Source organism: Streptomyces sp. NPDC107471 (genome assembly GCF_055582845.1).
In genome coordinates this window covers 466,481-489,322 of the sequence record NZ_JBVJPC010000002.1, presented here as the reverse complement: position 1 = coordinate 489,322, position 22,842 = coordinate 466,481, and the positions used below count along the sequence as shown (strand labels likewise).

General features: G+C 70.4%; 20 protein-coding genes. 12 read left to right on the top strand and 8 right to left on the bottom strand.

Annotation, left to right across the window (positions count from 1 at the left end):
• The first annotated feature begins 84 nt into the window (after positions 1–84).
• From ACZ66S_RS07115 to hutH, 3 genes are all read left to right on the top strand, one after another.
• Positions 85–888, top strand: coding sequence for an enoyl-CoA hydratase/isomerase family protein (locus tag ACZ66S_RS07115; RefSeq protein WP_469900255.1), 804 nt, complete (start codon positions 85–87; stop codon positions 886–888).
• A gap of 342 nt (positions 889–1,230) precedes the next feature.
• Entirely contained in the window at positions 1,231–2,379 is a 1,149-nt protein-coding gene (locus tag ACZ66S_RS07110) for a GGDEF domain-containing protein (RefSeq protein ID WP_469900253.1), read from the top strand.
• Positions 2,380–2,459: 80 nt separating this feature from the next.
• The gene (hutH, locus tag ACZ66S_RS07105; RefSeq protein WP_469900878.1) at positions 2,460–3,998 is read left to right on the top strand and encodes a histidine ammonia-lyase; all 1,539 of its coding nucleotides are present in this window, start codon (positions 2,460–2,462) and stop codon (positions 3,996–3,998) included.
• Positions 3,999–4,046: 48 nt separating this feature from the next.
• On the opposite strand, the gene ACZ66S_RS07100 is transcribed toward hutH, so the two are convergent.
• Together ACZ66S_RS07100 and ACZ66S_RS07095 are read right to left on the bottom strand one after the other, a co-directional pair.
• Positions 4,047–4,832 carry a hypothetical protein gene (locus tag ACZ66S_RS07100; RefSeq protein ID WP_469900251.1) on the bottom strand — a complete coding sequence of 262 codons (786 nt, stop codon included), beginning with the start codon at positions 4,830–4,832 and terminating at the stop codon, positions 4,047–4,049.
• 42 nt (positions 4,833–4,874) lie between these two features.
• A complete protein-coding gene (locus ACZ66S_RS07095) occupies positions 4,875–5,177 on the bottom strand; it encodes a hypothetical protein (protein WP_469900249.1) in 303 nt (100 codons plus the stop codon).
• 109 nt (positions 5,178–5,286) lie between these two features.
• Here ACZ66S_RS07095 and ACZ66S_RS07090 point away from each other — a divergent pair, with 109 nt between their 5' ends.
• The 6 genes from ACZ66S_RS07090 (at position 5,287) to ACZ66S_RS07065 (ending at position 14,022) form a co-directional block, all read left to right on the top strand.
• Positions 5,287–5,631, top strand: coding sequence for a hypothetical protein (locus tag ACZ66S_RS07090; RefSeq protein ID WP_469900248.1), 345 nt, complete (start codon positions 5,287–5,289; stop codon positions 5,629–5,631).
• Between the two features lie 205 nt (positions 5,632–5,836).
• Entirely contained in the window at positions 5,837–7,102 is a 1,266-nt protein-coding gene (locus ACZ66S_RS07085) for a L,D-transpeptidase (RefSeq protein WP_469900246.1), read from the top strand.
• Between the two features lie 135 nt (positions 7,103–7,237).
• Positions 7,238–8,710, top strand: coding sequence for an ABC transporter permease (locus ACZ66S_RS07080; protein ID WP_469900245.1), 1,473 nt, complete (start codon positions 7,238–7,240; stop codon positions 8,708–8,710).
• 234 nt (positions 8,711–8,944) lie between these two features.
• Entirely contained in the window at positions 8,945–9,628 is a 684-nt protein-coding gene (locus ACZ66S_RS07075) for an ABC transporter ATP-binding protein (RefSeq protein WP_469900243.1), read from the top strand.
• Positions 9,629–9,834: 206 nt separating this feature from the next.
• Complete coding sequence (locus tag ACZ66S_RS07070; RefSeq protein WP_469900877.1) at positions 9,835–13,155, top strand: S8 family serine peptidase; 3,321 nt, start codon at positions 9,835–9,837, stop codon at positions 13,153–13,155.
• 96 nt (positions 13,156–13,251) lie between these two features.
• Positions 13,252–14,022 (top strand): globin domain-containing protein, encoded by a 771-nt coding sequence (locus ACZ66S_RS07065; protein ID WP_469900242.1) that lies wholly within the window; start codon positions 13,252–13,254, stop codon positions 14,020–14,022.
• 6 nt (positions 14,023–14,028) lie between these two features.
• Here the strand turns inward: ACZ66S_RS07065 and ACZ66S_RS07060 are convergent, their stop codons facing one another.
• Entirely contained in the window at positions 14,029–14,931 is a 903-nt protein-coding gene (locus tag ACZ66S_RS07060; protein WP_469900241.1) for a helix-turn-helix domain-containing protein, read from the bottom strand.
• Between the two features lie 178 nt (positions 14,932–15,109).
• Between ACZ66S_RS07060 and ACZ66S_RS07055 the strand changes: the two genes are divergently transcribed.
• Both ACZ66S_RS07055 and ACZ66S_RS07050 read left to right on the top strand, forming a co-directional pair.
• On the top strand, positions 15,110–16,150 hold the full coding sequence (locus ACZ66S_RS07055; RefSeq protein ID WP_469900239.1) for an NAD(P)-dependent alcohol dehydrogenase: 1,041 nt from the start codon (positions 15,110–15,112) through the stop codon (positions 16,148–16,150).
• Between the two features lie 536 nt (positions 16,151–16,686).
• Positions 16,687–17,070 (top strand): VOC family protein, encoded by a 384-nt coding sequence (locus ACZ66S_RS07050; RefSeq protein ID WP_469900238.1) that lies wholly within the window; start codon positions 16,687–16,689, stop codon positions 17,068–17,070.
• Positions 17,071–17,163: 93 nt separating this feature from the next.
• Here ACZ66S_RS07050 and ACZ66S_RS07045 read toward each other — a convergent pair whose 3' ends face one another.
• Both ACZ66S_RS07045 and ACZ66S_RS07040 read right to left on the bottom strand, forming a co-directional pair.
• Complete coding sequence (locus ACZ66S_RS07045; protein ID WP_469900236.1) at positions 17,164–18,144, bottom strand: DUF5829 family protein; 981 nt, start codon at positions 18,142–18,144, stop codon at positions 17,164–17,166.
• Positions 18,145–18,237: 93 nt separating this feature from the next.
• Positions 18,238–19,353, bottom strand: a complete 1,116-nt coding sequence (locus tag ACZ66S_RS07040) for an AI-2E family transporter (protein WP_469900234.1) — start codon at positions 19,351–19,353, stop codon at positions 18,238–18,240.
• Positions 19,354–19,516: 163 nt separating this feature from the next.
• Between ACZ66S_RS07040 and msrA (ACZ66S_RS07035) the strand changes: the two genes are divergently transcribed.
• On the top strand, positions 19,517–20,029 hold the full coding sequence (gene msrA, locus ACZ66S_RS07035) for a peptide-methionine (S)-S-oxide reductase MsrA (RefSeq protein ID WP_053851073.1): 513 nt from the start codon (positions 19,517–19,519) through the stop codon (positions 20,027–20,029).
• Between the two features lie 4 nt (positions 20,030–20,033).
• On the opposite strand, the gene ACZ66S_RS07030 is transcribed toward msrA (ACZ66S_RS07035), so the two are convergent.
• The 3 genes from ACZ66S_RS07030 to ACZ66S_RS07020 form a co-directional block, all read right to left on the bottom strand.
• Positions 20,034–20,648 carry a hypothetical protein gene (locus tag ACZ66S_RS07030; RefSeq protein ID WP_469900232.1) on the bottom strand — a complete coding sequence of 205 codons (615 nt, stop codon included), beginning with the start codon at positions 20,646–20,648 and terminating at the stop codon, positions 20,034–20,036.
• Between the two features lie 108 nt (positions 20,649–20,756).
• Positions 20,757–21,470, bottom strand: a complete 714-nt coding sequence (gene msrA / locus ACZ66S_RS07025) for a peptide-methionine (S)-S-oxide reductase MsrA (protein ID WP_469900230.1) — start codon at positions 21,468–21,470, stop codon at positions 20,757–20,759.
• 223 nt (positions 21,471–21,693) lie between these two features.
• Entirely contained in the window at positions 21,694–22,812 is a 1,119-nt protein-coding gene (locus ACZ66S_RS07020; RefSeq protein ID WP_469900228.1) for a hypothetical protein, read from the bottom strand.
• Between the last annotated feature and the right edge of the window lie 30 nt (positions 22,813–22,842).

The following is a 22,842-nucleotide window of genomic DNA, read 5'->3' as shown; positions in this document are numbered from 1 at the left end:
GGATCGGCGGGAACCTTTCGCGGCGGGGACGGGGCTGCGATGATCGGAGCGTTCTTGTTAACCCGCGTTAACCGGGAGGGTGTCATGGGTGAGGAGCGGTTCGGGGAGTTCGTGCTGGTGAGGCGGCACGAGGAGGGGAGCGTCGCCGAGCTGGTCCTCGACCGGCCCAAGGCGATGAACGCGGTCTCCACGGAGATGGCCCGGTCCGTCGCCGCCGCCTGTGCCGCGCTGGGGGGCGACCAGGGGGTGCGGGTGGTCGTGCTGACCTCCACGCACGAGCGGGCCTTCTGCGTGGGGGCCGACCTCAAGGAGCGGAACTCCTTCAGCGACGCGGATCTGGTACGGCAGCGGCCGGTGGCCCGGGGCGCGTACACGGGCGTGCTGGAGCTGCCCGTGCCGACGATCGCCGCGGTGCACGGGTTCGCGCTGGGCGGGGGGTTCGAGCTGGCGCTGTCGTGCGACCTGATCGTGGCCGACCGTACGGCGGTGGTGGGGCTGCCGGAGGTGTCGGTGGGAGTGATCCCCGGCGGCGGCGGGACGCAGTTGCTGCCCCGGCGGGTGGGGGCGGCCCGCGCCGCCGAGTTGATCTTCACCGCGCGCCGGGTGGAGGCGGCGGAGGCCCGTGAGCTGGGGCTCGTGGATCAGCTCGTGGACGCCGGGGAGGACCGGACGGAGGCGCTGGCGCTCGCGCGCCGGATCGCCGCGAACTCGCCCGTGGGGCTGCGGGCGGCGAAGCGTGCGCTGCGGCTCGGGCAGGGGCTGGATCTGCGGGCCGGGCTTGAGGTGGAGGACGCGGCGTGGCGGGCGGTGGCCTTCTCGGGGGACCGGGCGGAGGGGGTGGCGGCGTTCAACGAACGCCGGACACCGCGGTGGCCTCCGGCGGTTTGACGGGGGTACCTGCGGCGGCCTCTTGAGGTCCGGAGGGGGCGGGCGTTTTTCGCGCAGTTCCCCGCGCCCCTAGAGGTCTGCGGCGGTCTGCGCGTCTGTGCGAGGGTTCGCCTGGCCGACCCAGGGGCGCGGGGAACTGCGCGACCGGCCCCCACCGGACCCGCACCCTCCCGGCAACCGCACCTCTCGGCAACCGCACCCCCGGCAATCGCACCCTCCCGGCAACCGCACCCCCGGCAACCGCGCCCCCCGGCGACCGACCCCGGCATCTTCCGTGGCGTAAGTTCTCTAACGGCCCAACCGCATTCCGGCACCCGGTCAAATCATCCTTAACCTGGACTGATGGGTGAGGACATCCGGCTGGCCGCGGTCGTCGCGTTGGCGCAGGGCATGGCGGCAGCCCACGGCTCGCGGGAGGCGTGGCGGGCCGCCGCCGCCGGGGCGTGCCGTGCGCTGGGCGGGAGCTTCGCCGCGTTGTCCGTGTGGGAGCGGGAGCTGGGCCGGCTCAGGGTGCTGGTGAACGTGGGGGACCGGGCCGCCGGCGAGGAGGAGTTCCCCGAGGGCGAGGCCTACCCCGTGCACCAGTTCCCGGAGATCACCGAGTTCCTGCACGAGCGCTGGGCCGGGGGCGGCGAGCCCAATGCGTGGGTCGAGACGGCGGCGGGCCCGGCGGCCGGGGGCCGGCCCGGATACGTGCACCAGCGGGTCGCCGCGCTCCGCCGGAGGGGCCGCGGGAGCTGCGTGGTCGCCCCCATCGTGCTGAACGGACGGGCCTGGGGGGAGCTGTACGTCGCCCGGCCCACCGGTGCCCCCGTCTTCGGCCGGGAGGACGCCGACTTCGCGACCGTACTGGCGGCCGTCGTCGCCGCCGGGATCGCCCAGGCCGAGCGGCTGGAGGAGGCGAGACGGCTGGCCTTCACGGACGCGCTGACCGGGCTCGCCAACCGCCGGGCGGTGGACGCGCGGCTCGACGAGGCCGTCGACCGGCACAAGAGGGACGGGGTCGTCGTCAGTCTCGTCGTCTGTGACCTCAACGGGCTGAAGCGGGTCAACGACACCCAGGGGCACGCCGTGGGCGACCGGCTGCTGGAACGTTTCGGTTCGGTGCTGTCGCTGTGCGGGGCCATGCTGCCGGGCGCCCTGGCGGCGCGGCTGGGCGGGGACGAGTTCTGTCTGCTCGCCGTCGGACCGCCCGCCGACGACGTGGTCGGGGCCGCCGACGAGCTCTGCCGTCGGGCCGGGGAGCTGGAGCTGGGGGAGGGCGTGGCCTGCGGGGTCGCCTCCACCGCGGATCCGATCGGGCCCGTGCGGTCCGCCCGCCGGCTCTTCCGGCTCGCCGACGCGGCGCAGTACCGGGCCAAGGCCGAGCGTGCGGACCGGCCTGTCGTCGCGGGCCGCGGCGGCCCCGACGACCCCGTCGTACGGCTGGCCGACGCGGCCCCTTCCGGGCGGACGGCCGAGCGGCGGACGTTCCGCGGGCGCCCGGCCTGAGGGCCGCCGGTGGTAAGGGGCGCAACCCCGACCCAGTAGTGACATCCTGGAATTCAGTGCGTACGCTCCTGAATATGGATATGCACACTGTGGTGGTGGGGACGTCCGGGGTCACCGCGTCCGACGTCCTTGCCGTGGCGCGGGACGGTGCCCGTGTCGAGCTCTCCGAGGAGGCGGTCGCCGCCCTCGCCGCGGCCCGCGGGATCGTGGACGCCCTCGCGGCCAAGCCCGAGCCCGTCTACGGCGTCAGCACCGGCTTCGGCGCCCTCGCGACCCGGCACATCAGCCAGGAGCTCCGGGCCCAACTGCAGCGCAACATCGTCCGCTCGCACGCCGCGGGCATGGGGGCGCCGGTGGAGCGGGAGGTCGTACGGGCACTGATGTTCCTGCGGCTCAAGACCGTCTGCTCCGGACACACGGGAGTGCGGCCCGAGGTCGCGCAGACCATGGCCGACGTGCTCAACGCCGGGATCACCCCGGTCGTCCACGAGTACGGCTCCCTGGGGTGCTCCGGGGATCTCGCGCCCCTGTCGCACTGTGCTCTCACCCTGATGGGAGAAGGGGACGCCGAGGGGCCCGACGGTGTCGTACGGCCCGCCGGCGAGCTGCTCGCCGAGCACGGGATCGCGCCCGTCGAACTGCGGGAGAAGGAGGGCCTCGCCCTTCTCAACGGCACCGACGGCATGCTCGGCATGCTGGTCATGGCCCTCGCCGACCTCGACATGCTCTACAAGTCCGCCGACATCACCGCCGCCCTGTCGCTGGAGGCCCTGCTCGGCACCGACAAGGTGCTCGCTCCCGAACTGCACGCCATCCGGCCGCACCCGGGCCAGGGCGCCTCCGCCGCCAACATGCTGGCCGTGCTGAAGGGTTCGGAGCTCACCGGGCACCACCAGGACGACGCGCCCCGCGTCCAGGACGCCTACTCCGTGCGCTGCGCGCCGCAGGTCGCCGGTGCCGGGCGGGACACCCTGGCCCACGCCCGGCTGGTGGCGGAGCGGGAGTTGGCGTCCGCGGTCGACAACCCGGTGGTGCTGCCCGACGGTCGCGTCGAGTCCAACGGCAACTTCCATGGCGCGCCCGTCGCTTACGTGCTGGACTTCCTCGCCATCGCCGTCGCCGACCTCGCGTCGATCGCCGAGCGGCGCACCGACCGGCTGCTCGACAAGAACCGGTCCCACGGGCTGCCGCCGTTCCTCGCCGACGACGCCGGCGTGGACTCCGGGCTGATGATCGCCCAGTACACCCAGGCCGCGCTGGTCAGTGAGTTGAAGCGGCTGGCCGTTCCCGCGTCCGCGGACTCGATCCCCTCGTCCGCGATGCAGGAGGACCACGTATCGATGGGGTGGTCGGCCGCGCGCAAACTGCGCACCGCCGTCGACAACCTCACCCGGGTGCTCGCCGTGGAGCTCTACGCCGCCTCGCGCGCCGTCGAGCTGCGCGAGGGCCTGACTCCGGCACCGGCCACGCAGGCCGCCATCACCGCCGTACGCAAGGCGGGTGTCGAGGGGCCGGGGCCCGACCGGTTCCTGGCGCCGGACCTCGCGGCGGCCGACGTGTTCGTGCGGGAGGGGCGCCTGGTGTCGGCCGTGGAGGCCGTCACCGGCCCGCTGCGGTAGACAGGACGAAGGGCCCCTGCCGTACGACTGCGGCGGGGGCCCTCGGTGTCACCTGAGCTTGGCCACCTGAGCGTCGAGCACGGCGGTCGGCACGGTGGCCGCCTTGCCGCTGCCCAGCGAGGCGAAGTCGACCGTGTAGTACGTGGAGACGGTGCTGCCGACGCGGACCACGTCGACGCCGAAGGTGGCCGTGCCCTCGCCGTCCATGTCGGAGTTCACGGCGAAGGCCACCGACTGGTCGCCCTTGCCGGAGGCCTTGCCCGCGGCGACCTTGGTGATCTTGAGGTTCTCGCCCTCGGCCGCGATGCCGAAGCCGCCGGAGCAGGCGGCGATCCCGTCGGAGACGGCCTTGACCGCCTTCTCGGCGCCGTCGCCCTCGTAGGAGGACAGGCCCACGATGGTCATGTCGACGTCGAAGGCGTCCTCGATGTCGGCCTCGCCGGGGGACGGTGTGGAGGTCTGCGAGGTGACGGTGTTGTTCGCGCTCGCATCGGTGTCGGCCGGCGGGAGGCCGGACAGCGCGTAGGCGAGCGGCGCGCACGCGGACTTGTCGGCCTTCACGGCGTTCTTGGTCTTCGGCAGGGTGTCGTCACCCGGGTCGACGTCGTACCCGGCGACATCGCCCTTGGCGAGGAGCAGCTTCTCCAGTTCGGCCGCGCTGCGGGCCTTCGCGGCCGGGGCCGAGCTCGCGGAGGAGGAGGCGCCGGCCCCCTCGGACGTACCGGACCCCTTGGAGTCGTCGTCCGAACCTCCGCCGCATCCCGTGACGAGGGCGAGCGACAGCACGCTCACGGTCGCCGTGGCACCTATGCGCGCCCTCGATGATCTCTTCATGAGCGGACTATGAAGGTCTCGCCAAGAGATCGTCAAGCGCGTTTAAAACCCGAGGCGTTCCCGGCGTACGGAATAGACGACGAAGCCCGCACCCAGCGTGAGGAAGAGGGTGCCGCCGACGACGTACGGCGTGGTGTCGAAGCTGCCGGTGTCGGCGAGCCGGGGGGCGTCCGTGGACGTCTCCGCGCTCGTGGTCGTGGCCCGCGCCTGCGTGGTGGCCTGCACGGACGGCGCTGTTCTCGCCGGGGTGTCCTGGGACGCGTTGGCGGACGGGACGAACCACAGGGCACCCAGCAGGGTCCCCGCGGCGGTGGCGGTCAGCAACGGACGACGAACGGATGACACGGAATATCGATCCCCTTGTGGTGCTGGCGAATTGGCCGTGTGGGGCGATGTTAGTGAAAGGCGCGGGTCACGGGAAAGTCACGGGAGGCATGGGCTTTACGCTCCGGGCATGAGCACTGAAGAGACATCACGTTTTGTACGGCTTCGGGTGGAACTCGTCGTCGAGGTCGACGACCAGGACGCGGTGACCCGGGCCGCGCTGGCGCGGATCGCGGAGGATCCGGACATGCCGGACGACGAGCGGGCGCACGCCGAGGGCGCTGTGACGGAAGACACTGCGGAGGCCCTCGCGTATCTCGTGGACCCGTTCGACCTGGTCGGGGAGGTGCAGGGGGTCGAACTGGCCCAGGCTTCCTGGAGCAGCGAACGGATCGACTACGACCCGGATTCGCCGGACTGGGACCTCGACGAGGATGATGTCGAGGAGGACGAGGAAGAAGAGGTCGTCGGCTGAGCGCGCTGGGGAAAATCGTGACCCCGGGCGGCAACCGCCGCCCGGGGTTTCGTCGTCTCAGGGGTCGCACGGACCGACAGACGCACCTGCCGCAACGGCGGACGTGGTGTGCCCCACACCTCCTCGGACGGTGGAACGGGACGAACCGGTCGTAGCGTTTTGTTTTATTGGCGGGGACTCTCGGGATTTCTGGGATTCGGCAACGATGGAGAAGCGTGTGATGACGGTCAGTAAGCGGCGCAGGGGCCTGACGGTCGCGTCCGCTCTGCTCGGCGGAGTGCTGGTGCTCTCGGCCTGTTCCGGTGGAGACGACTCCGCGTCGAACGGCGGTGGCAGCGACACCTCACAGGCCAAGGCCGACGAGGCGGCGGCCAAGGAGAGCTCCAAGGCCGAGATCAGGATCACGCCCAAGGACGGCACCGACAACGCCTCCATCAACAACTCCGCCGCCGTCACCGTGAGCAAGGGCACGCTCACCGACGTGACGATGACGACCGCCGACGGCGCCAAGGTCGCCGGCGAGCTGTCCGCCGACCGGACGAGCTGGAAGCCCGAGACGCAACTCGAGCGCTCCACGACCTACAAGGTCGCCGCCGAGGCGAAGGACTCCGCGGGCCTGGTCGCCCACGAGAACGCCTCGTTCACGACGGTCTCCCCGAACAACAGCTTCATAGGCAACTTCACGCCGGAGGACGGTTCGACCGTCGGCGTGGGCATGCCGGTGTCGATCAACTTCGACAAGGCGATCACCAACAAGGCGGCCGTCCAGAAGGGCATCACCGTCTCCTCCAGCAGCGGTCAGGAGGTCGTCGGTCACTGGTTCAACGCCAACCGCATCGACTTCCGCCCCGAGGACTACTGGAAGGAGAACTCCACCGTCACGCTGAAGCTCGCGCTCGACGGTGTCGAGGGCGCCTCCGGTGTCTACGGCGTCCAGCAGAAGACGGTCACCTTCAAGATCGGCCGCAACCAGGTCTCGTACGTCGACGCGAAGACCAAGCAGATGAAGATCACGCACAACGGCGCGACGATCAAGACCATCCCGATCTCGGCCGGTTCCCCGGAGAACAAGACCTACGAGGGCATCATGGTGATGTCCGAGAAGTTCAAGGAAACCCGGATGAACGGCACGACCGTCGGCTTCACCGACAACGACGGCAAGGCCGAGTACGACATCAAGGACGTCCCGCACGCCATCCGGCTCACCAACTCCGGCACCTTCGTGCACGGCAACTACTGGGGCGCCAAGTCCATCTTCGGCAGCGTCAACACCAGCCACGGCTGCGTGGGCCTGTCCGACACCAAGGGCGCCAACGACACCGGCACGGCGGGCTACTGGTTCTACACCAACTCGATCGTCGGCGACGTGGTGGTCGTGAAGAACACCGGCGACAAGACGGTGGCGCCGGACAACGGCCTCAACGGCTGGAACCTGAGCTGGGCGGACTGGAAGGCGGGGTCGGCGGTCTGACCCCGGGCCCGTTCACAGCTTTCCGATGCCGTCCTCAGGGGCGGCATCGGTGTTTCCGGGGCTGAGCACAGCCTTCTCATGCAGCTCTTATATGGGCCTTATGGAGTCATCACGCGCCGTACCTAGCTTGCGGCCATGTTCTTCACCTACCTGAGGCGCGAACTGCGCCGCCGCAGAAAGGCGGCCCTCGTGGTCGCCTCCGGGCTCGCGCTCGGGATCGCGCTGGTCATCGTGGTCAGTTCCGTGTCGTCCGGCATGGGGAAGGCCCAGGACAAGGTGCTCCAGTCGTTGTACGGGCTGGGCACCGACATGACCGTCACCAAGGCCGCCCAGCCGCAGGCCAGTTCGTCGGACCGGCCGCGCTTCCGGTTCGACGCGCAGGACAACGACTCAGACTCGGAGCAGAGCAGCGACCGGGTGATGGTCCAGGGCTTCCAGACCCTGTCCTCCGCCACCGTCGCCAAGGTCGACCAGCAGACCGGCGTCTCGGACGCGGTCGGTGGACTGAGCCTCCAGGTCATCAAGATCAACGGCCAGTTCACCCGCGGCCAGTTCCAGCAGAACGGCAACGGGGGCGGCGAGGGCGGCTTCGGCCGGAACGGCGGCGGCACCGGCCAGCCGCAGGGTGAGGTGCAGGGCGGCGGCGCCGACTTCGACGTCGACAACTACTCCGTCTTCGGCACCGACGTCACCAAGGCGGCCCTCGGTCCGCTGACCTCCTCCAGGATCACCAGCGGCCGTACCTTCACGTCGACCGAGACCGACGCCAAGGTCGCCGTCGTCGACTCCGCGTACGCCAAGGAGAAGAAGCTCAAGGTCGGCTCCACCGTCACCATCAAGAGCGTCAAGTACAAGGTGATCGGCATCGCCACCGCGGACAGCGGCGACGCGGCCGCCAACGTCTACGTCCCGCTCAAGCAGGCGCAGACCCTCAGCGACTCGAAGAACAAGGTCACCACAATCTACGTCAAGGCGACCGACTCCCAGAAGATCGACTCCGTCAAGTCGACGATCCAGAAGAACATCTCGGGTACGACGGTGACGACCTCGGCGGATCTCGCGGACACCGTGTCGGGCTCGCTGTCGACGGCGTCGTCGCTCGCTTCGAACGTCGGCAAGTGGCTGTCAATCGCCGTGCTCGTCGCCGCGTTCCTCGTCGCCGGACTGCTCACCTCGTCCGCGGTCTCGCGCCGGGTGCGGGAGTTCGGCACGCTCAAGGCGCTGGGCTGGAAGTCGGGCCGGGTGACCCGGCAGGTCGTCGGCGAGGCCATGGTCAACGGGCTGCTGGGCGGGGCGCTGGGGATCGCGCTCGGTCTCGCGGGGGCGTACGTCGTCACGGCCATCAGCCCGACGCTTCAGGCGCAGTTGGGCGGGGGCGGCGGCGGTGGCACGGGTGGTCCCGGCGGTGGCGGTGGCGGTGGCTTCGGCGGTCCCGGCCGCCAGGTGGCCGCCAAGACGCTGGACGTGGCCCTGACCGCCCCGGTCAGTCTCACGACGGTGGCGATCGCGGTCGGCCTGGCGGTGGCCGGCGGTCTCATCGCCGGGGCGTTCGGCGGCTGGCGTGCGTCGCGGCTGCGGCCGGCGGACGCGTTGCGCCGAGTCGAGTAGCGGGCGTCCGCCACGGCGCCGGTGCGCCCACGGATGTGCCTCGCGCTGTGGCCTCGCGGGTGCGGACGCGCCGTGGCTGGTCGCGCAGTTCCCCGCGCCCCCAGGCGGGCGCAGCCGGGCATGCCTTGCCCGCACCCACTCAGGGGCGCGGGGAACTGCGCGACCAGCCCCCACCGGGCCGCAGCCGACAGCACACCGCACCACCCCCGATCCCCACCACCCCAGGAGCTCACCATGTACGAACTCAGAGGCGTCACCAAGCGCTACTCCCGAGGCAAGGACACCGTCGACGCGCTCGCCGGTGTCGACCTGACCATCGCCGACGGCGACCGTCTCGTCATCCAGGGCCCCACCGGCGGCGGCAAGTCCACCCTCCTCCAGATGCTCGGCGGACTGGACAAGCCCACCGAGGGCGAAATCGTCCTGGACGGCACCGACCTGGCGAAGTTGTCGGAGGCCAGGCTGACCAAGGTCCGCAGCGAGAACATCGGCTTCGTCTTCCAGTCCTTCAACCTCATCCCCACCCTCACCGCCCAGGAGAACGTCGAGACCGCCCTCGTACCCCTCGGCGTCAAGGTGAAGGAGCGGCGGGAGCGGGCGGCCGAGGCCCTCGGCTCCGTGGGACTGGGGGAGCGACTGCGGCACCTGCCCTCGGAGTTGTCCGGTGGACAGCAGCAGCGCGTCGCCATCGCCCGCGCCCTCGTCAAGCAGCCGAAGGTGCTCCTCGCCGACGAACCCACCGGCAACCTCGACGAGTCGATGCGCGACGAGATCATGGACGTACTCGAACGCATGTGGAAGGAGCTGGGGCTGACCTTCATCATGGTCACCCACGACTCCGCCATCGCGAGGAAGGCGCCGCGCCTCGCCACCATCCGCAAGGGCCGGATCTCGGTGAAGGAGAACGCCGCCTCCTGAACGGGTGAGGAACCCCAACTCCCGCTGAACCCGGCGGTCTTGTAACAGACCTTGCGGTCGGGGAGTTGTCCCTTGAGGTCGTGATCACCCCTCGGCATACTGCGAGAACCGGGGGGTGCACGCATACGTGTGTGCGAGTCTGCCCCCGGCCGGGTGAACGGGGAATTCACCCGGTCCTTCTGCAAGGGGGAAACTTGCGCAGACAAGTGAAAAAGGCATGCGCGGCCACGATCGCCACAGCGGCCGCGGTAGCGCTCGCGGCGGGCATGACCAGCCCGGCGTCGGCGGACGCGCAGCAGACCGCGAGCGTCTCGCAGTCGAACAAGGCGCAGCTCACGCCCAAGCACCGCATCACCCTGATCACCGGTGACCGCGTCGTCGTCGACGCCAAGGGCCGCGTCGTGGGCCTGGAGCCCGCGAAGGGCCGCGAACACATACCGGTGCAGCTCCGCAAGGCCGACGGCCACACCTACGTGCTGCCGTCCGACGTCGTCCGCCTGGTGTCCAGCGGCAAGCTCGACCAGCGGCTGTTCGACGTCACCGAGCTCAACAAGGCCGCCACCCGCAAGTCCCAGAGCAAGGGACTGAAGGTGATCGTCGGCTACCGGGGCGCGGCGAGCGCGGCCAAGGACGACGTCCGGGACGCGGGCACCCTCCGCCACTCCCTGACCTCCCTGAACGCCGACGCGGTGCAGACGCCGAAGGAGGACGCGCCCGAGCTGTGGGACGCGGTCACCAACGGCGACAGGACCGCCTCCGGCATCGCGCACGTTTGGCTCGACGGCGTCCGCAAGGCCAGCCTCGACAAGTCCGTGCCGCAGATCGGCGCGCCGACCGCCTGGGCCAAGGGCTACGACGGCAAGGGCGTCAAGATCGCCGTCCTGGACACCGGTGTCGACGCGACCCACCCGGACCTCAAGGACCAGGTGGTCGCGGCGAAGAACTTCTCCACCTCCGCCGACGCGACCGACAAGTTCGGCCACGGCACCCACGTCGCCTCCATCGCGGCCGGTACTGGCGCGAAGTCCGGCGGCAAGTACAAGGGTGTGGCGCCGGGCGCCAAGCTGCTCAACGGCAAGGTGCTCAGCGACGACGGCTACGGCGAGGACTCCCAGATCCTCGCCGGCATGGAGTGGGCGGCCGAGCAGGGCGCCGACGTCGTCAACCTCAGCCTCGGCGGCGGCGACACCCCGGCGATCGACCCGCTGGAAGCCGAGGTCAACAAGCTCTCGGAGACCAAGGGCATCCTGTTCGCCATCGCCGCCGGCAACGAGGGCGACTTCGGCGACCAGACCATCGGCTCCCCGGGCAGCGCCGCCTCCGCCCTGACCGTCGGCGCGGTCGACGACAAGGACCTGCTGGCGTCCTTCTCCAGCACCGGACCCGGCCTCGACGGGCAGATCAAGCCCGACGTGACCGCGCCCGGCGTGGACATCACCGCGGCCGCCGCCCCCGGCAGCCTCATCGCCAAGGAGGTCGGCGAGAAGCCCGCCGGCTACCTCACCATCTCCGGTACGTCGATGGCGACCCCGCATGTCGCGGGCGCCGCGGCGATCCTCAAGCAGGAGCACCCGGACTGGGGTTGGGCCGAGCTGAAGGGCGCCCTGACGGGCTCCACCAAGGGCGGCAAGTACACCCCGTTCCAGCAGGGTTCGGGCCGTATCCAGGTCGACAGGGCCATCAAGCAGACCGTCATCGCCGACCCGGTGTCGGTGAGCTTCGGCACGCAGCAGTGGCCGCACACCGACGACAAGCCGGTCACCAAGCAGGTGACGTACCGCAACCTCGGTACCAAGGACGTCACGCTGAAGCTGTCGTCGACGGCCACCAACCCCAAGGGGCAGGCCGCTCCGGCCGGCTTCTTCAAGCTGGGCGCCACCACGGTGACGGTCCCGGCGGGCGGCAAGGCCTCCGTCGACGTCACCGTCGACACCAAGCTGGGCGGCACACTCGACGGCGCCTACTCGGCGTACGTCACCGCGACGGGCGACGGCCAGACCGTGCGCACGGCGGCGGCCGTACAGCGGGAGGTGGAGTCGTACGACGTCACGCTGACCGTCCTCGACCGTGACGGCAAGCCGGCCAAGAACTACAGCGCGGACCTGACCGGCATCTCCGGCCTCGCCAACGGCAAGGGGTTCTCGCCGTACGAGGAGGACGGCTCGGTCACCGTCCGCGTGCCCAAGGGCGGTTACATCCTCAACTCCGCGTACTTCGTGGACCCGGAGGACGCCACCAAGGGCGCCGACTGGCTGGTCCAGCCGAAGCTGAGCGTCACGAAGAACACGACGGTCACGCTGGACGCGCGCAAGGCCAAGCCGGTCGACATCACCGTGCCGGACGCGGCCGCCAAGTCGGAGTTCGCCTCGCCCGGCTTCCAGGTCGACACGCCCGACGGCGGTTACGGCTACGGCTGGTTCCTGGACTCGTACACGGGCTTCCGCACCGCGCACTTCGGTCCGCAGGTGACCGACGGCTCGCTCACCGAGCAGTTCGACGGCCACTGGAGCAAGGGCGCCACCGAGCAGTACGACACCGTCGCCGGCGGCAAGGTCAAGCAGTTCGCCACCGGCTACACCAAGCACTACAAGGCGAGCGAGCTGGCCGAGGTCAAGGTCGGCATGGGCGCGGCGGCGAGCGGCAAGAAGGGCTCGGTCAACGCCGTGGGCTGGCTGCCCGGCTCCTTCTCCGCCTCCTCGATCGGCATCCAGCAGACCCTGCCCGGCACCCGCACCCTGCACCTTTCCACCCTCAGCGGCGTCAAGTGGGGCATGGACTTCGAGCAGTACAGCGGTGTCGACCCGGACGGCTTCCCGATCGCCGACGCGTACTACACGCTCGGTGCCGAGCAGTCCTTCCAGGGCGGCAAGTCCTACAGCAAGACCTTCAACACCGCGGTCTTCGGCCCGCACCTCAACGCCGTCTTCGGTCTCTACCGCGACGGCAACGAGATCTCCGGCTCCCTGCCGCTGTTCGCGGACGGTATGGGCCACGCCGGCTCCTCGGTCTTCACCTCGGTGAACACCACCCTGTACCGGAACGGAGTCAAGGTCGGCTCGAACGACGACCCGCTGTTCGGCGAGAAGACGTTCAAGGTCCCGGCCGGCCAGGCCTCGTACAAGCTGACGACCTCGGTCAAGCGCAGTGTCAAGGTCGCGGCGGCCTCCACCCGGATCGACGCGAGCTGGACGTTCTCGTCCAAGAAGTCGGCCGACCTGACCAAGCTGCCCGCCTCCATGGTCCGCTTCAACGCGGCCACGGGTCTGGACAGCAGGGTCGAGGCCGGCAAGACGGTCAAGATCCCGCTGACCGTCGAGGGCTCCGCCAAGGGCGCCAACCTGAAGTCCCTCGCGGTGTACGTGTCGTACGACTACGGCCAGACCTGGAAGAAGGTCACCGTCTCGGGCGGCAAGATCACCGTGAAGAACCCGGCGAAGGGGAAGGCCATCTCCTTCCACGCCAAGATCGCCGACAAGAAGGGCAACAAGTCGACGATCTCGATCTACAACGCGTACTACGCGAAGTGATCTGAGCGAAAAGCCAGTCGGGGCCCGTCGGAAGCACTGTTTCCGGCGGGCCCTTCGCGCTGTGCTTCCGCCCGCCGCCCGTGTTTGAGTGGCCGTATGACCACAGAGACCGTCGAGTACATCCGCTACCGCATCCCGGAAGACCGCTCGGCGGAGTTCCTGTCCGCCTACACCCACGCCTCCGTCCAGCTCGCGGCCGCCCCGCAGTGCGTCGACTACGAACTGGCGCGCTGCGAGGAGGACTTCGAGCACTACGTCCTGCGCATCACCTGGACCTCCACCGAGGACCACCTGGAGGGCTTCCGCACCTCGGAGCTGTTCCCGGACTTCCTCGCCGAGATCCGGCCGTACATCGAGCACATCGAGGAGATGCGCCACTACAAGCCGACCACGGTCCGCGGCCGGGGCGCGGCCGTCCCCACCCTGTTCGCGTGGGCGGGCGGCGCGGAGGCCTTCGGCCGGCTCACCACGGCGTTCTACGAGAAGGTCCTGGCCGACGGCCTGCTGGCCCCGGTGTTCGAGGGACTGGCCCCCGACCACGCCGAGCACGTCGCCCTGTGGCTCGCGGAGGTCTTCGGCGGCCCGACCGCCTACTCGGAGACCCAGGGCGGCCACGGCCACATGGTCGCCAAGCACCTCGGCCGCGACATCACCGAGCCGCAGCGCCGCCGTTGGGTGAACCTCATCCAGGACGCCGCCGACGAGGCCGGGCTGCCCACCGACGCTGAGTTCCGCTCGGCCTTCCTCGCCTACGTGGAGTGGGGCACCCGGCTCGCGGTCCACTTCTCGGGACCCGACGCCAAGCCGCCCGCGGAGCAGCCGGTGCCTAAGTGGAACTGGGGAGCGGCACCGCCGTACCAGGGCTGAGCCGGGTCAGGAGTGCGCGGACTCGCCCGCCCGGGTGGCGTCCGCGCCCCAGCTCGCCAGCAGCCGCAGCGCGTCGGCCGACGGGGTGCCCGGTTCCGCGTGGTAGGTGATCAGGGCCTGCTCGGTGCCGTCGGACAGGGGGAACGACTCGAAGTGCAGGGTCAGGTCGCCGACCAGCGGGTGGCGGAGCTGCTTGACGCCGAAGTTCTTCTCCTTGACGTCGTGCGTGGCCCACAGCCGCCTGAACTCCTCGCTCTTGACGGACAGTTCACCCACCAGCGCGGACAGCCGCGGGTCGTCCGGGTGGCAGCCCGCGTCCATGCGCAGATAGCTGACCATGTCGGTCGCCTTCTGCTCCCACGGCACGAACAGCTCGCGGTACTCCGGCCGCAGGAACACCAGCCGGGCCCAGTTGCGCTCCTGCACCGGCAGCTCCGACCAGTCGCCGAAGACCGCCGCCGCCATCCGGTTCCAGGCCAGGATGTCCGAGCGCCGCCCCGACACGTACGCCGGCACGTCCATCGAGTCCAGCAGGTGCCGGATCGACGCGCGCACCTGCTCGGTCCGCGCGGCGGCCTTCTTCTTGTGCTGCTTGGGCTTGGCCAGATGCGTGAGGTGCGCGTGCTCGGCGTCGGTCAGCCGCAGCGCGCGGGCGATCGAGCCGAGGACCTCCGCCGAGACGTTCCGGCCGTTGCCCTGCTCCAGGCGCGTGTAGTACGCCACCGAGACGCCCGCGAGCTGGGCCAGCTCCTCGCGCCGCAGTCCCGGCACCCTGCGGTGCCGCCCGAAGTCCGGCAGCCCCACGTCCTCCGGCTTCAGCCGGGCCCGCCGGGTGCGCAGGAACTCGCTGAGCTCGGCACGCCGGTCCAGTGAGCCTCTTCCGGGCAGTTCCTCGGCCATCTCGTCCATACGTCGAGTATTCACCGTCGTACGTCCACCATCCTGTCCCCGCCAGTAGTAGGACCAGTGGACGTACGCAAAGCTGTGGCCTGGGTGGATCGCCGTCCCGGGAGCAGGGTGGGGAGCGTGCCCGGACGGATGGACAGAAGGCAGCCGGGCACGCCCCCCTCGCTAGGAGAACCCCGGCATGACCACTGTCGCCGCATACGCCGCCCCCGCCGCGAAGGCTCCCCTGGAGCGCACCACCATCGAGCGCCGGGCGGTCCGTGAGCATGACGTCCTGATCGACATCAAGTTCGCCGGCATCTGCCACTCCGACATCCACCAGGCCCGTGAGGGCTGGGGCGAGGCCATCTTCCCGATGGTCCCGGGCCACGAGATCGCGGGCATCGTCTCCGAGGTCGGCCCCGGCGTCACCAAGTACAAGGTCGGCGACCGGGTGGGCGTCGGCTGTCTCGTCGACTCCTGCCGTGAGTGCGACAACTGCAAGGCCGGTCTGGAGCAGCACTGCACCGGCGGCAGCGTCGGCACGTACAACGCCGTCGGCAAGGACGGCGAGCCCACCTACGGCGGCTACTCCGAGAAGGTCGTCGTCGACGAGAACTTCGTCGTCCGCATCCCCGAGGGCCTGTCCCTCGACGAGGCCGCGCCGCTGCTGTGCGCCGGCATCACCACCTACTCCCCGCTCAAGAAGTGGGGCGCCGGGACCGGCAAGAAGGTCGCCGTGATCGGCCTCGGCGGCCTCGGCCACATGGGCGTCAAGATCGCGCACGCGCTGGGTGCCGAGGTCACTGTCCTCTCCCAGTCCCTGCGCAAGAAGGACGACGGCCTCAAGCTGGGCGCCGACCACTACTACGCCACCAGCGACGAGAACACCTTCAAGGAGCTGGCGGGCACCTTCGACCTGATCCTCTCCACGGTCTCGGCCCCGCTCGACTTCGGCGCCTACCTCGGTCTGCTCAGGGCCGGCGGTGCCCTGGTGAACGTGGGCGCCCCCGAGGAGCCGATCTCCCTGAACCTCTTCTCCCTCATCGGCGGCAGCAAGACCCTCGCCGGTTCGGCGATCGGCGGCATCGCCGAGACCCAGGAGATGCTGGACTTCTGCGCGGGGCACGGCATCGGCGCCGAGATCGAACTGATCGCCGCGTCGGAGATCAACGAGGCGTACGAGCGCGTCATCAACAGCGACGTCCGCTACCGCTTCGTGATCGACACGGCAACGATCTGAGTCCGCTCGGCATGGCCGAAGGGCCCCGGTTCCGCACCGGGGCCCTTCGGCGTGGGGGCCGTACGGTTCGGTCGCGTGCGGGGGTCTTTGCTCGTACGGCTCGCTCTTGCGCGGGGCCTTTGCTCGTACGGATCGGTGTCGTGGGGGAGCGTTTTGCCGTACGGCTCGATCCCGTGCGGGAGCGTTTCGCCGTCCGGCTCCGTCTCGTGCCCGGCGGTCATCGCGACGTAACGCGGCGCCGGGATGCTTCGGCGTACGACTGTCCCGCGAAGCCCGTGAGCATCGGGTCGTTTCCACGCGGCCTCGGTCTCGCACCGGGCCCCTTGCAGCAGAGCCGGCCGCCGGGTCACCCCTCGGCCATGTCCGGGCGCCAGGACGCTCGGCGTACGACCGTCCGGCGCGGCCCGTAGCCGTACGCGCGCCCCTTCGCAGACCCTCGCCACACCTCCGCCCCCGCGCTTTCCGTCCCCGCACCGACGGAGATCTGCTCGCGGAGTACGGTCGGTACGGTCGGCTGTCCGAACGAGGAGGTAGCGATGACCGTTCGGCTGAACCACACCATCGTCACCGCGCGCGACAAGCACACCTCGGCCCGCTTCCTGGCCGACATCCTGGGGCTGACGGTGAGCCCCCGGTACGGCCCCTTCGTCCCGGTCGAGATCCCCAACGGCGTGACCCTCGACTACATGGACACGTCCGACAGGATCACGCCGCAGCACTACGCGTTCCTCGTCTCCGAGGACGACTTCGACACGATCTTCGCCCGCGTGCGGGAGGCCGGACTGACGTACTGGGCGGACCCCTTCCACCACCGCCCCGGCGAGATCAACCACAACGACGGCGGCCGCGGCGTGTACTTCGACGACCCGGACGGCCACCGCCTGGAGATCCTCACGCGCCCGTACGGCAGCGGGGGCTGAACCTGCGCCGGACCTACCCGCGTGTGCCGAAGCGGGGCCCCTTGTCGGGGCCCCACTGTGTGTCGATGCCGCCCGCTTACCGGGTGCCCCCGCCTACCGGGTGCCGTTGCCGCCGTAGGCGCTGGTGGCGCTGCTGGCGCTGTTGGCCGCGAACGTCCACACGGCCCGGCTGCCGGGGCCGACCGTCAGGGTCGAGTGGCCGATCTGCTCCACGTGCCGGTCCTTCACGGGCCTGTTGAGCGACATCTCCACCCGCTGCAGCCCCGCCTGCTCACGCGGGACGGCGTCGAACCGGATCGTGGTGCCGCCGCCCTCCGCGACGACGCCCCCGCCGATCACGTTCCGGACGGTGAACCCGCCGGCCCGCAGCAGCGGCACGGTGTCGGCGAGGTCGCCCTCGGTGACCGCGATGCGGACGGAGGTCACGTCACGCATCAGGTGGGTGCGGTAGTCGTCGGACAGCACCCGCTCCCGGCCCACGTCGCCCGGGAAGCTCGCCGGCTCGGTGTTGCTGCGGGGGTCGGCGAAGTACTCGGGCCGGTACTCCATGGCCCACGCCCCGAAGGCGTCGTACTCGGAGGCGGTGAGGATGGCGTCGAACCACGGCACGGGCACCCCGTCGCCGAAGTCCCGGGTCTGCAGGAACTCGATGGGGTCGGCGACGCCCTCGCTCTTCAGCCGTTCGGGGACCGTCGCGAGATCCCCGTCCCGTTCGGTGGACAGGCCCAGCCCGGCGGAGCCGAGGGTGCCGTCCGGACCGGCGATGTCACCGACCCCGAACAGTTCGAGATAGGTCTCGCGGCCCATCAGGTAGCGGCCGGTCCAGGTCTGTCCGCCGGTCCCGGTCGTGGTGCGGACCAGGAAGTTGGCGAAGTCCTTCAGGTAGTCGGAGTGTTCGATCGCGTCGGCGGTCTCCCGGTCGAGAACCCCGTAGGAGTGGTTGTAGAACAGCAACTGCTGCTCGGACGAGGCCCGGCTTCCGTCTGCCTGTGCCGTCCCCACGGCACCTCCGAGCGCCGCGGCGACAGCCAGGGCGAACACGACGATCGTCCGTAATATCCGTTGAATCCGCATGCGGGCGATCGTAGGGCGGGGGTGCTGCGGTCGCGGTTCCTTTTCAACGGGGTCGAAATGATTGACACCCGGGGCCCGACGGCGTGCCGCCCATCAGGACGGGGCGGCGACGCCGGTCTCCGGCTCGTCGGTGCCGGGATCCTGAGGCGGCTCCTGGAGCTGCTCGCGTACGTAACCCCAGATCACCGCGATCAGAGCGGCGACCGGTACCGCGAGCAGACTGCCCACGATTCCGGCGAGACTGCCGCCCAATGTCACCGCGAGCAGGATCACCGCCGCGTGGAGGCCGAGCCCTCGGCTCTGGATCATGGGCTGGAACACGTTTCCCTCGAGTTGCTGCACCACGACGATGATGGCCAGCACGATCAGCGCGTCCATCAGGCCGTTGGAGACCAGTGCGATGAGCACCGCGACGAAACCGGCGAAGAAGGCGCCGATGATCGGCACGAACGCGGAGACGAAGGTCAGCACCGCCAGCGGGAGTACCAGCGGCACCCCCAGGATCCACAGACCGAGGCCGATCAGAACGGCGTCGATCAGGCCGACGGCCGCCTGGGACCGCACGAAGGAGCCCAGTGTGTCCCAGCCGCGCGCGGCGACGATCGGGACGTCGGTGGCGAGCCGGCCGGGTAGCTGACGAGCGAGCCATGGCAGGAAACGCGGGCCGTCCTTCAGGAAGAAGAACATCAGGAACACGGCCAGGACGGCGGTGACCAAGCCGTTCACCACGGTGCTCACTCCGGTGACGACCGCGCCGACCATGCTGCCGAGGCCGTCCTGCGCGCGGGAGACCGCGGTGTCGAAGGCCTTGTCGATCTGGGCGTCACCGATGTTCAAGGGCGGTCCGGCGGCCCACTCGCGCACCTTCTGGACGCCGTCGACCACCCCGTCGGTCAGGTCGCCGGACTGGGACGCCACCGGCACCGCGATCAGTGCCACGACACCCGCGGCGACCAGCAGGGACAGCACGGTCACCGTCGACGCGGCGAGAGCGGGACCCCACCCGCGGCGCAGCAGGAAGCGGGTCGGCGGCCAGGTCAGCGTGGTCAGCAACAGACCTATCGCCAGCGGCCAGACCACTGACCACGTGCGACCCAGGAGCCACAGGGTCACCGCGAGCAGCAGCAATATGAGCAGCAATTCCGCGGAGACCCGCGCCGACGTCCGCAGCGCAGCGCGGGCTCTCGTGGAACTCAGGTTGGCAGTCACGGGTGCACCTTACGAGTACCCGCGTCACACAGGCACCATGGCTGCGTCATCGGTCGGCCGTGGAATCGCCCGGCGTCCTCGCGCGTTGAGGGGGAGGCGGGTCGAAGGACGCCGGCGGTGTGCCGGCCGACAGGCCCGCGTGAGCAGATATGGGAGGACGGCGATGGCTGCGCAGACACAGAGGGCTGTGCTGGCGGGCGGATGCTTCTGGGGAATGGAGGAGCTGATCCGCCGGCTTCCGGGCGTGACGGCGACCCGGGTCGGATACACCGGGGGTGACGTGCCGAACGCGACGTACCGCAACCACGGCACGCACGCGGAGGCCATCGAGATCCTCTTCGACCCCGAGCAGACCGACTACCGCGCGCTCCTGGAGTTCTTCTTCCAGATCCACGATCCGAGCACCAAGAACCGCCAGGGCAACGACATCGGCCTCAGCTACCGTTCGGCGATCTACTACGTCGACGACGAGCAGAAGCGGATCGCCGAGGACACGATCGCGGACGTGGACGCCTCCGGGCTGTGGCCGGGCAAGGTCGTCACCGAGGTGGAGCCGGTCGGTCCCTTCTGGGAGGCCGAGCCGGAGCACCAGGACTACCTCCAGCGTTACCCCGACGGCTACACCTGCCACTTCCCCCGCCCCGGCTGGCGGCTGCCGGCCCGCGCGGACGGCTGACGGGCTACCGTCTGGCACCCTCCGGCCGCGTCCACAGGGTCACATCGCTGCTCGTCGCGACGGCGAGGGTGCGGCCGGAGGGGGAGAATCCGACGGCCCGCAGCTCGGAGTAGTCGGAGTGGAAGACGTGCCACCACCGCTCGCCGTGCGGGTCCCGGTGGGGCATGCCGCCGCCTCGGGAGAGCAGGACGCGGTCGCGCGGCCAGACCGGCGAGACGACCTGGACGTACCAGCCGTCGCCGGTGGTCGAGTGCAGCCCGCCGCCGAACAGCCCGGCGATGTGCACCCTGCTACCGACGATCGGTCCCAGTCCCGGGCAGGTGAGGTCCGCGGTCGCGTCCGGGGTACTGGTCTCCGGATCGGGATCGGGCTCCCGTGCGATCCTCTCGCCGGTGACGGCGTCGAAGAGACCGTGACCGGCGGACGAAACGACCATCACCAGGTCATGGCCACTGTCCGGGTGCGTCGCGAACCCGATCCCGAGCAGCCCACCGACCGCGGCACAGGACTCGAACACCGACCGCCAGGGAGCGGGAGCGGGCACCACGGGCACCGAGGCGAGCCGGTCACGGAGATCCCGTTGGTAGGGGGAGAGTTCAGTCACGCTGCCATGATCCATCCCCCCGGATCATCCGCCTCATGATTTCTTCCCTCGTGAACTTTCCGAGGGACGGTCAGCTCTGCGCGGTGGGCCGTACGACGTGTCGCATCAGGTGCGCCTCTGCGGCTACTGGCCGTTGGCCTCAGGCGACGGCGCGATGCCGGCCGGGCACGACGCCCCCCAGTTCGTCTCGAACGGGGTGTTCAGCTTGACCCCCGTCCCGCCGATCCCGCAGTACCCCGCCGGGTTCTTGTCGAGGTACTGCTGGTGGTAGCTCTCCGCCGGGTAGAAGGGGCGGGCCTCCGCCGGGAGGATCTCGGTGGTGATCGTGCGGTGGCCCGACGCCGTCAGGACCCGCTGGTAGGCGACGCGGGACGCCTCGGCCGCCGCTGCCTGCTCGGGGGTGTGGGTGTGGATCGCCGACCGGTACTGGGTGCCCACGTCGTTGCCCTGGCGGAAGCCCTGGGTGGGGTTGTGGGACTCCCAGAAGGTCTTCAGGAGGCGTTCGTACGAGATGAGGGCGGGGTCGAAGACCACGCGGACCGCCTCGGTGTGGCCGGTGAGGCCCGAGCAGACCTCCTCGTACATCGGGTTCTCGGTGTGGCCGCCCTGGTAGCCGACCAGGGTCGTCCAGATTCCCGACCGGAGCTGCCAGAACTTGCGCTCGGCGCCCCAGAAGCAGCCCAGGCCGAAGTCCGCGATCTGGTGGCCCTCAGGGTAGGGGCCGAGCAGCGGGGTGCCGAGCACGGTGTGCCGGTCCGGGAGTGTGAACGCCGGTTCGGAGCGGCCCTTCAGCGCCTGCTCGGGGGTGGGCAGGACGGGCGTACGGCCGAACAGCATGAGGCGGGCTCCTTCGTTCGTGCGTGCGTGCCGGGCGGGGGTGCGGGGCGGCACCGGTAGAAACCGGTTCGTGTCGGCCCGCATTCCGGGAGACCGGCGGGGCGTGGATCGGGGCCGGCGGCGACCGTTCCGTGCCGTCGCGCAGGCTGATCGGCAGATCCGGCGTCGGCCGATGCGGGCCGTGCCGTTCACAACAGCCCGGGCCCGCGTCCGGCCGGGGGCGTCACTGCGGGAGCGTCGCCGGGCTGCCGCCGTTCGCCTCGTAGCCCGCCACCGCCAGCGCCCGGTATATCGCGAACTCCGCGGCCGGGTCGGCGGACAGGGTCCAGGGCAGGGCGCCGACATGGCCGTCGATGTGCACGAGCTGGTTCATGGCCTCGGACCAGCGTTCGCCGCGCACCAGGAAGAAGACCAGCAGGTGGCGGACATGGGCCAGCATCGGGTCGTCGGCGCGGGCCGAGTGGACCGCGTGCAGCGCGCCGTGGATCGCCTTGGTGACGACCTCGCTCCGGTAGAAACCGCTGACCAGGTTGACCTCGGGCAGGTGCTCGAACACCGCGAACAACGGCATCGCGGCGAGCAGCGAGCCGTGCGGGGCCCGGGCTGCCGCCGCCTCCGCGAAGCTGTACGCCAGCTCTCGCGAGCCGTGCCACTTCTCGCACCAGTAGTGCAGTGCGGCCAGGTGCGCCCCCATGTGGTTCGGCGCGCGGTCCAGGATCTTCAGCCACAGTTGCTCGAACTCCGCCTGCGAATAGGCCAGTCCGCGTGCCACGGAGAGCTCGACGATGTACGGGACCGGATCGCCGGGCGCCAGCAGCGCCGCCTCGCCGGAGGCCGCCTTCGCCTCCTCCATGATGATCCGGAACTCGTCCGTGCCCGGCGTCGAGGTCCGCCACGCCTGCTGGACCAGGAACTCCGCGTGCACGGCCGCGCCGCCCGCGTCCTTGGGCTGCTCGGCCCGCCACACCCGCAGCCACTGCCCGCCCGGCGCCTCGCTGACCCCGCCCGGCCGCTGCTGCAACTCCAGCGAGGCGGCCCCGGCGAAGGCCTGCACGCGCTGCCAGCGCCGCTCGCCCTCCCGCTCGGTGCCCGCCAGGAGCTGGGCGGCGGCCTTGTAGTCCTGCGTGCGTTGCACCAGGTCCAGGACGTCCAGCAGGTCGTGGTCGGGGCCGGGCATGCGGATGTCCAGCTCCTCCTGCCGTACGAAGCCGTAGTCCGCCGGGTCCGCGGCGTCCGGGTGGCCCGCCGGGACCTGCTCGATCCCGCCCCGCCCGCGCCGCAGGAACGGAAGCAGCACGAAGCCCAGCAGGACCGCCGCCATCAGGACCCAGAGAATTTCCATGCCTCAAGAGTTCCAGACGCCGCCGACAAT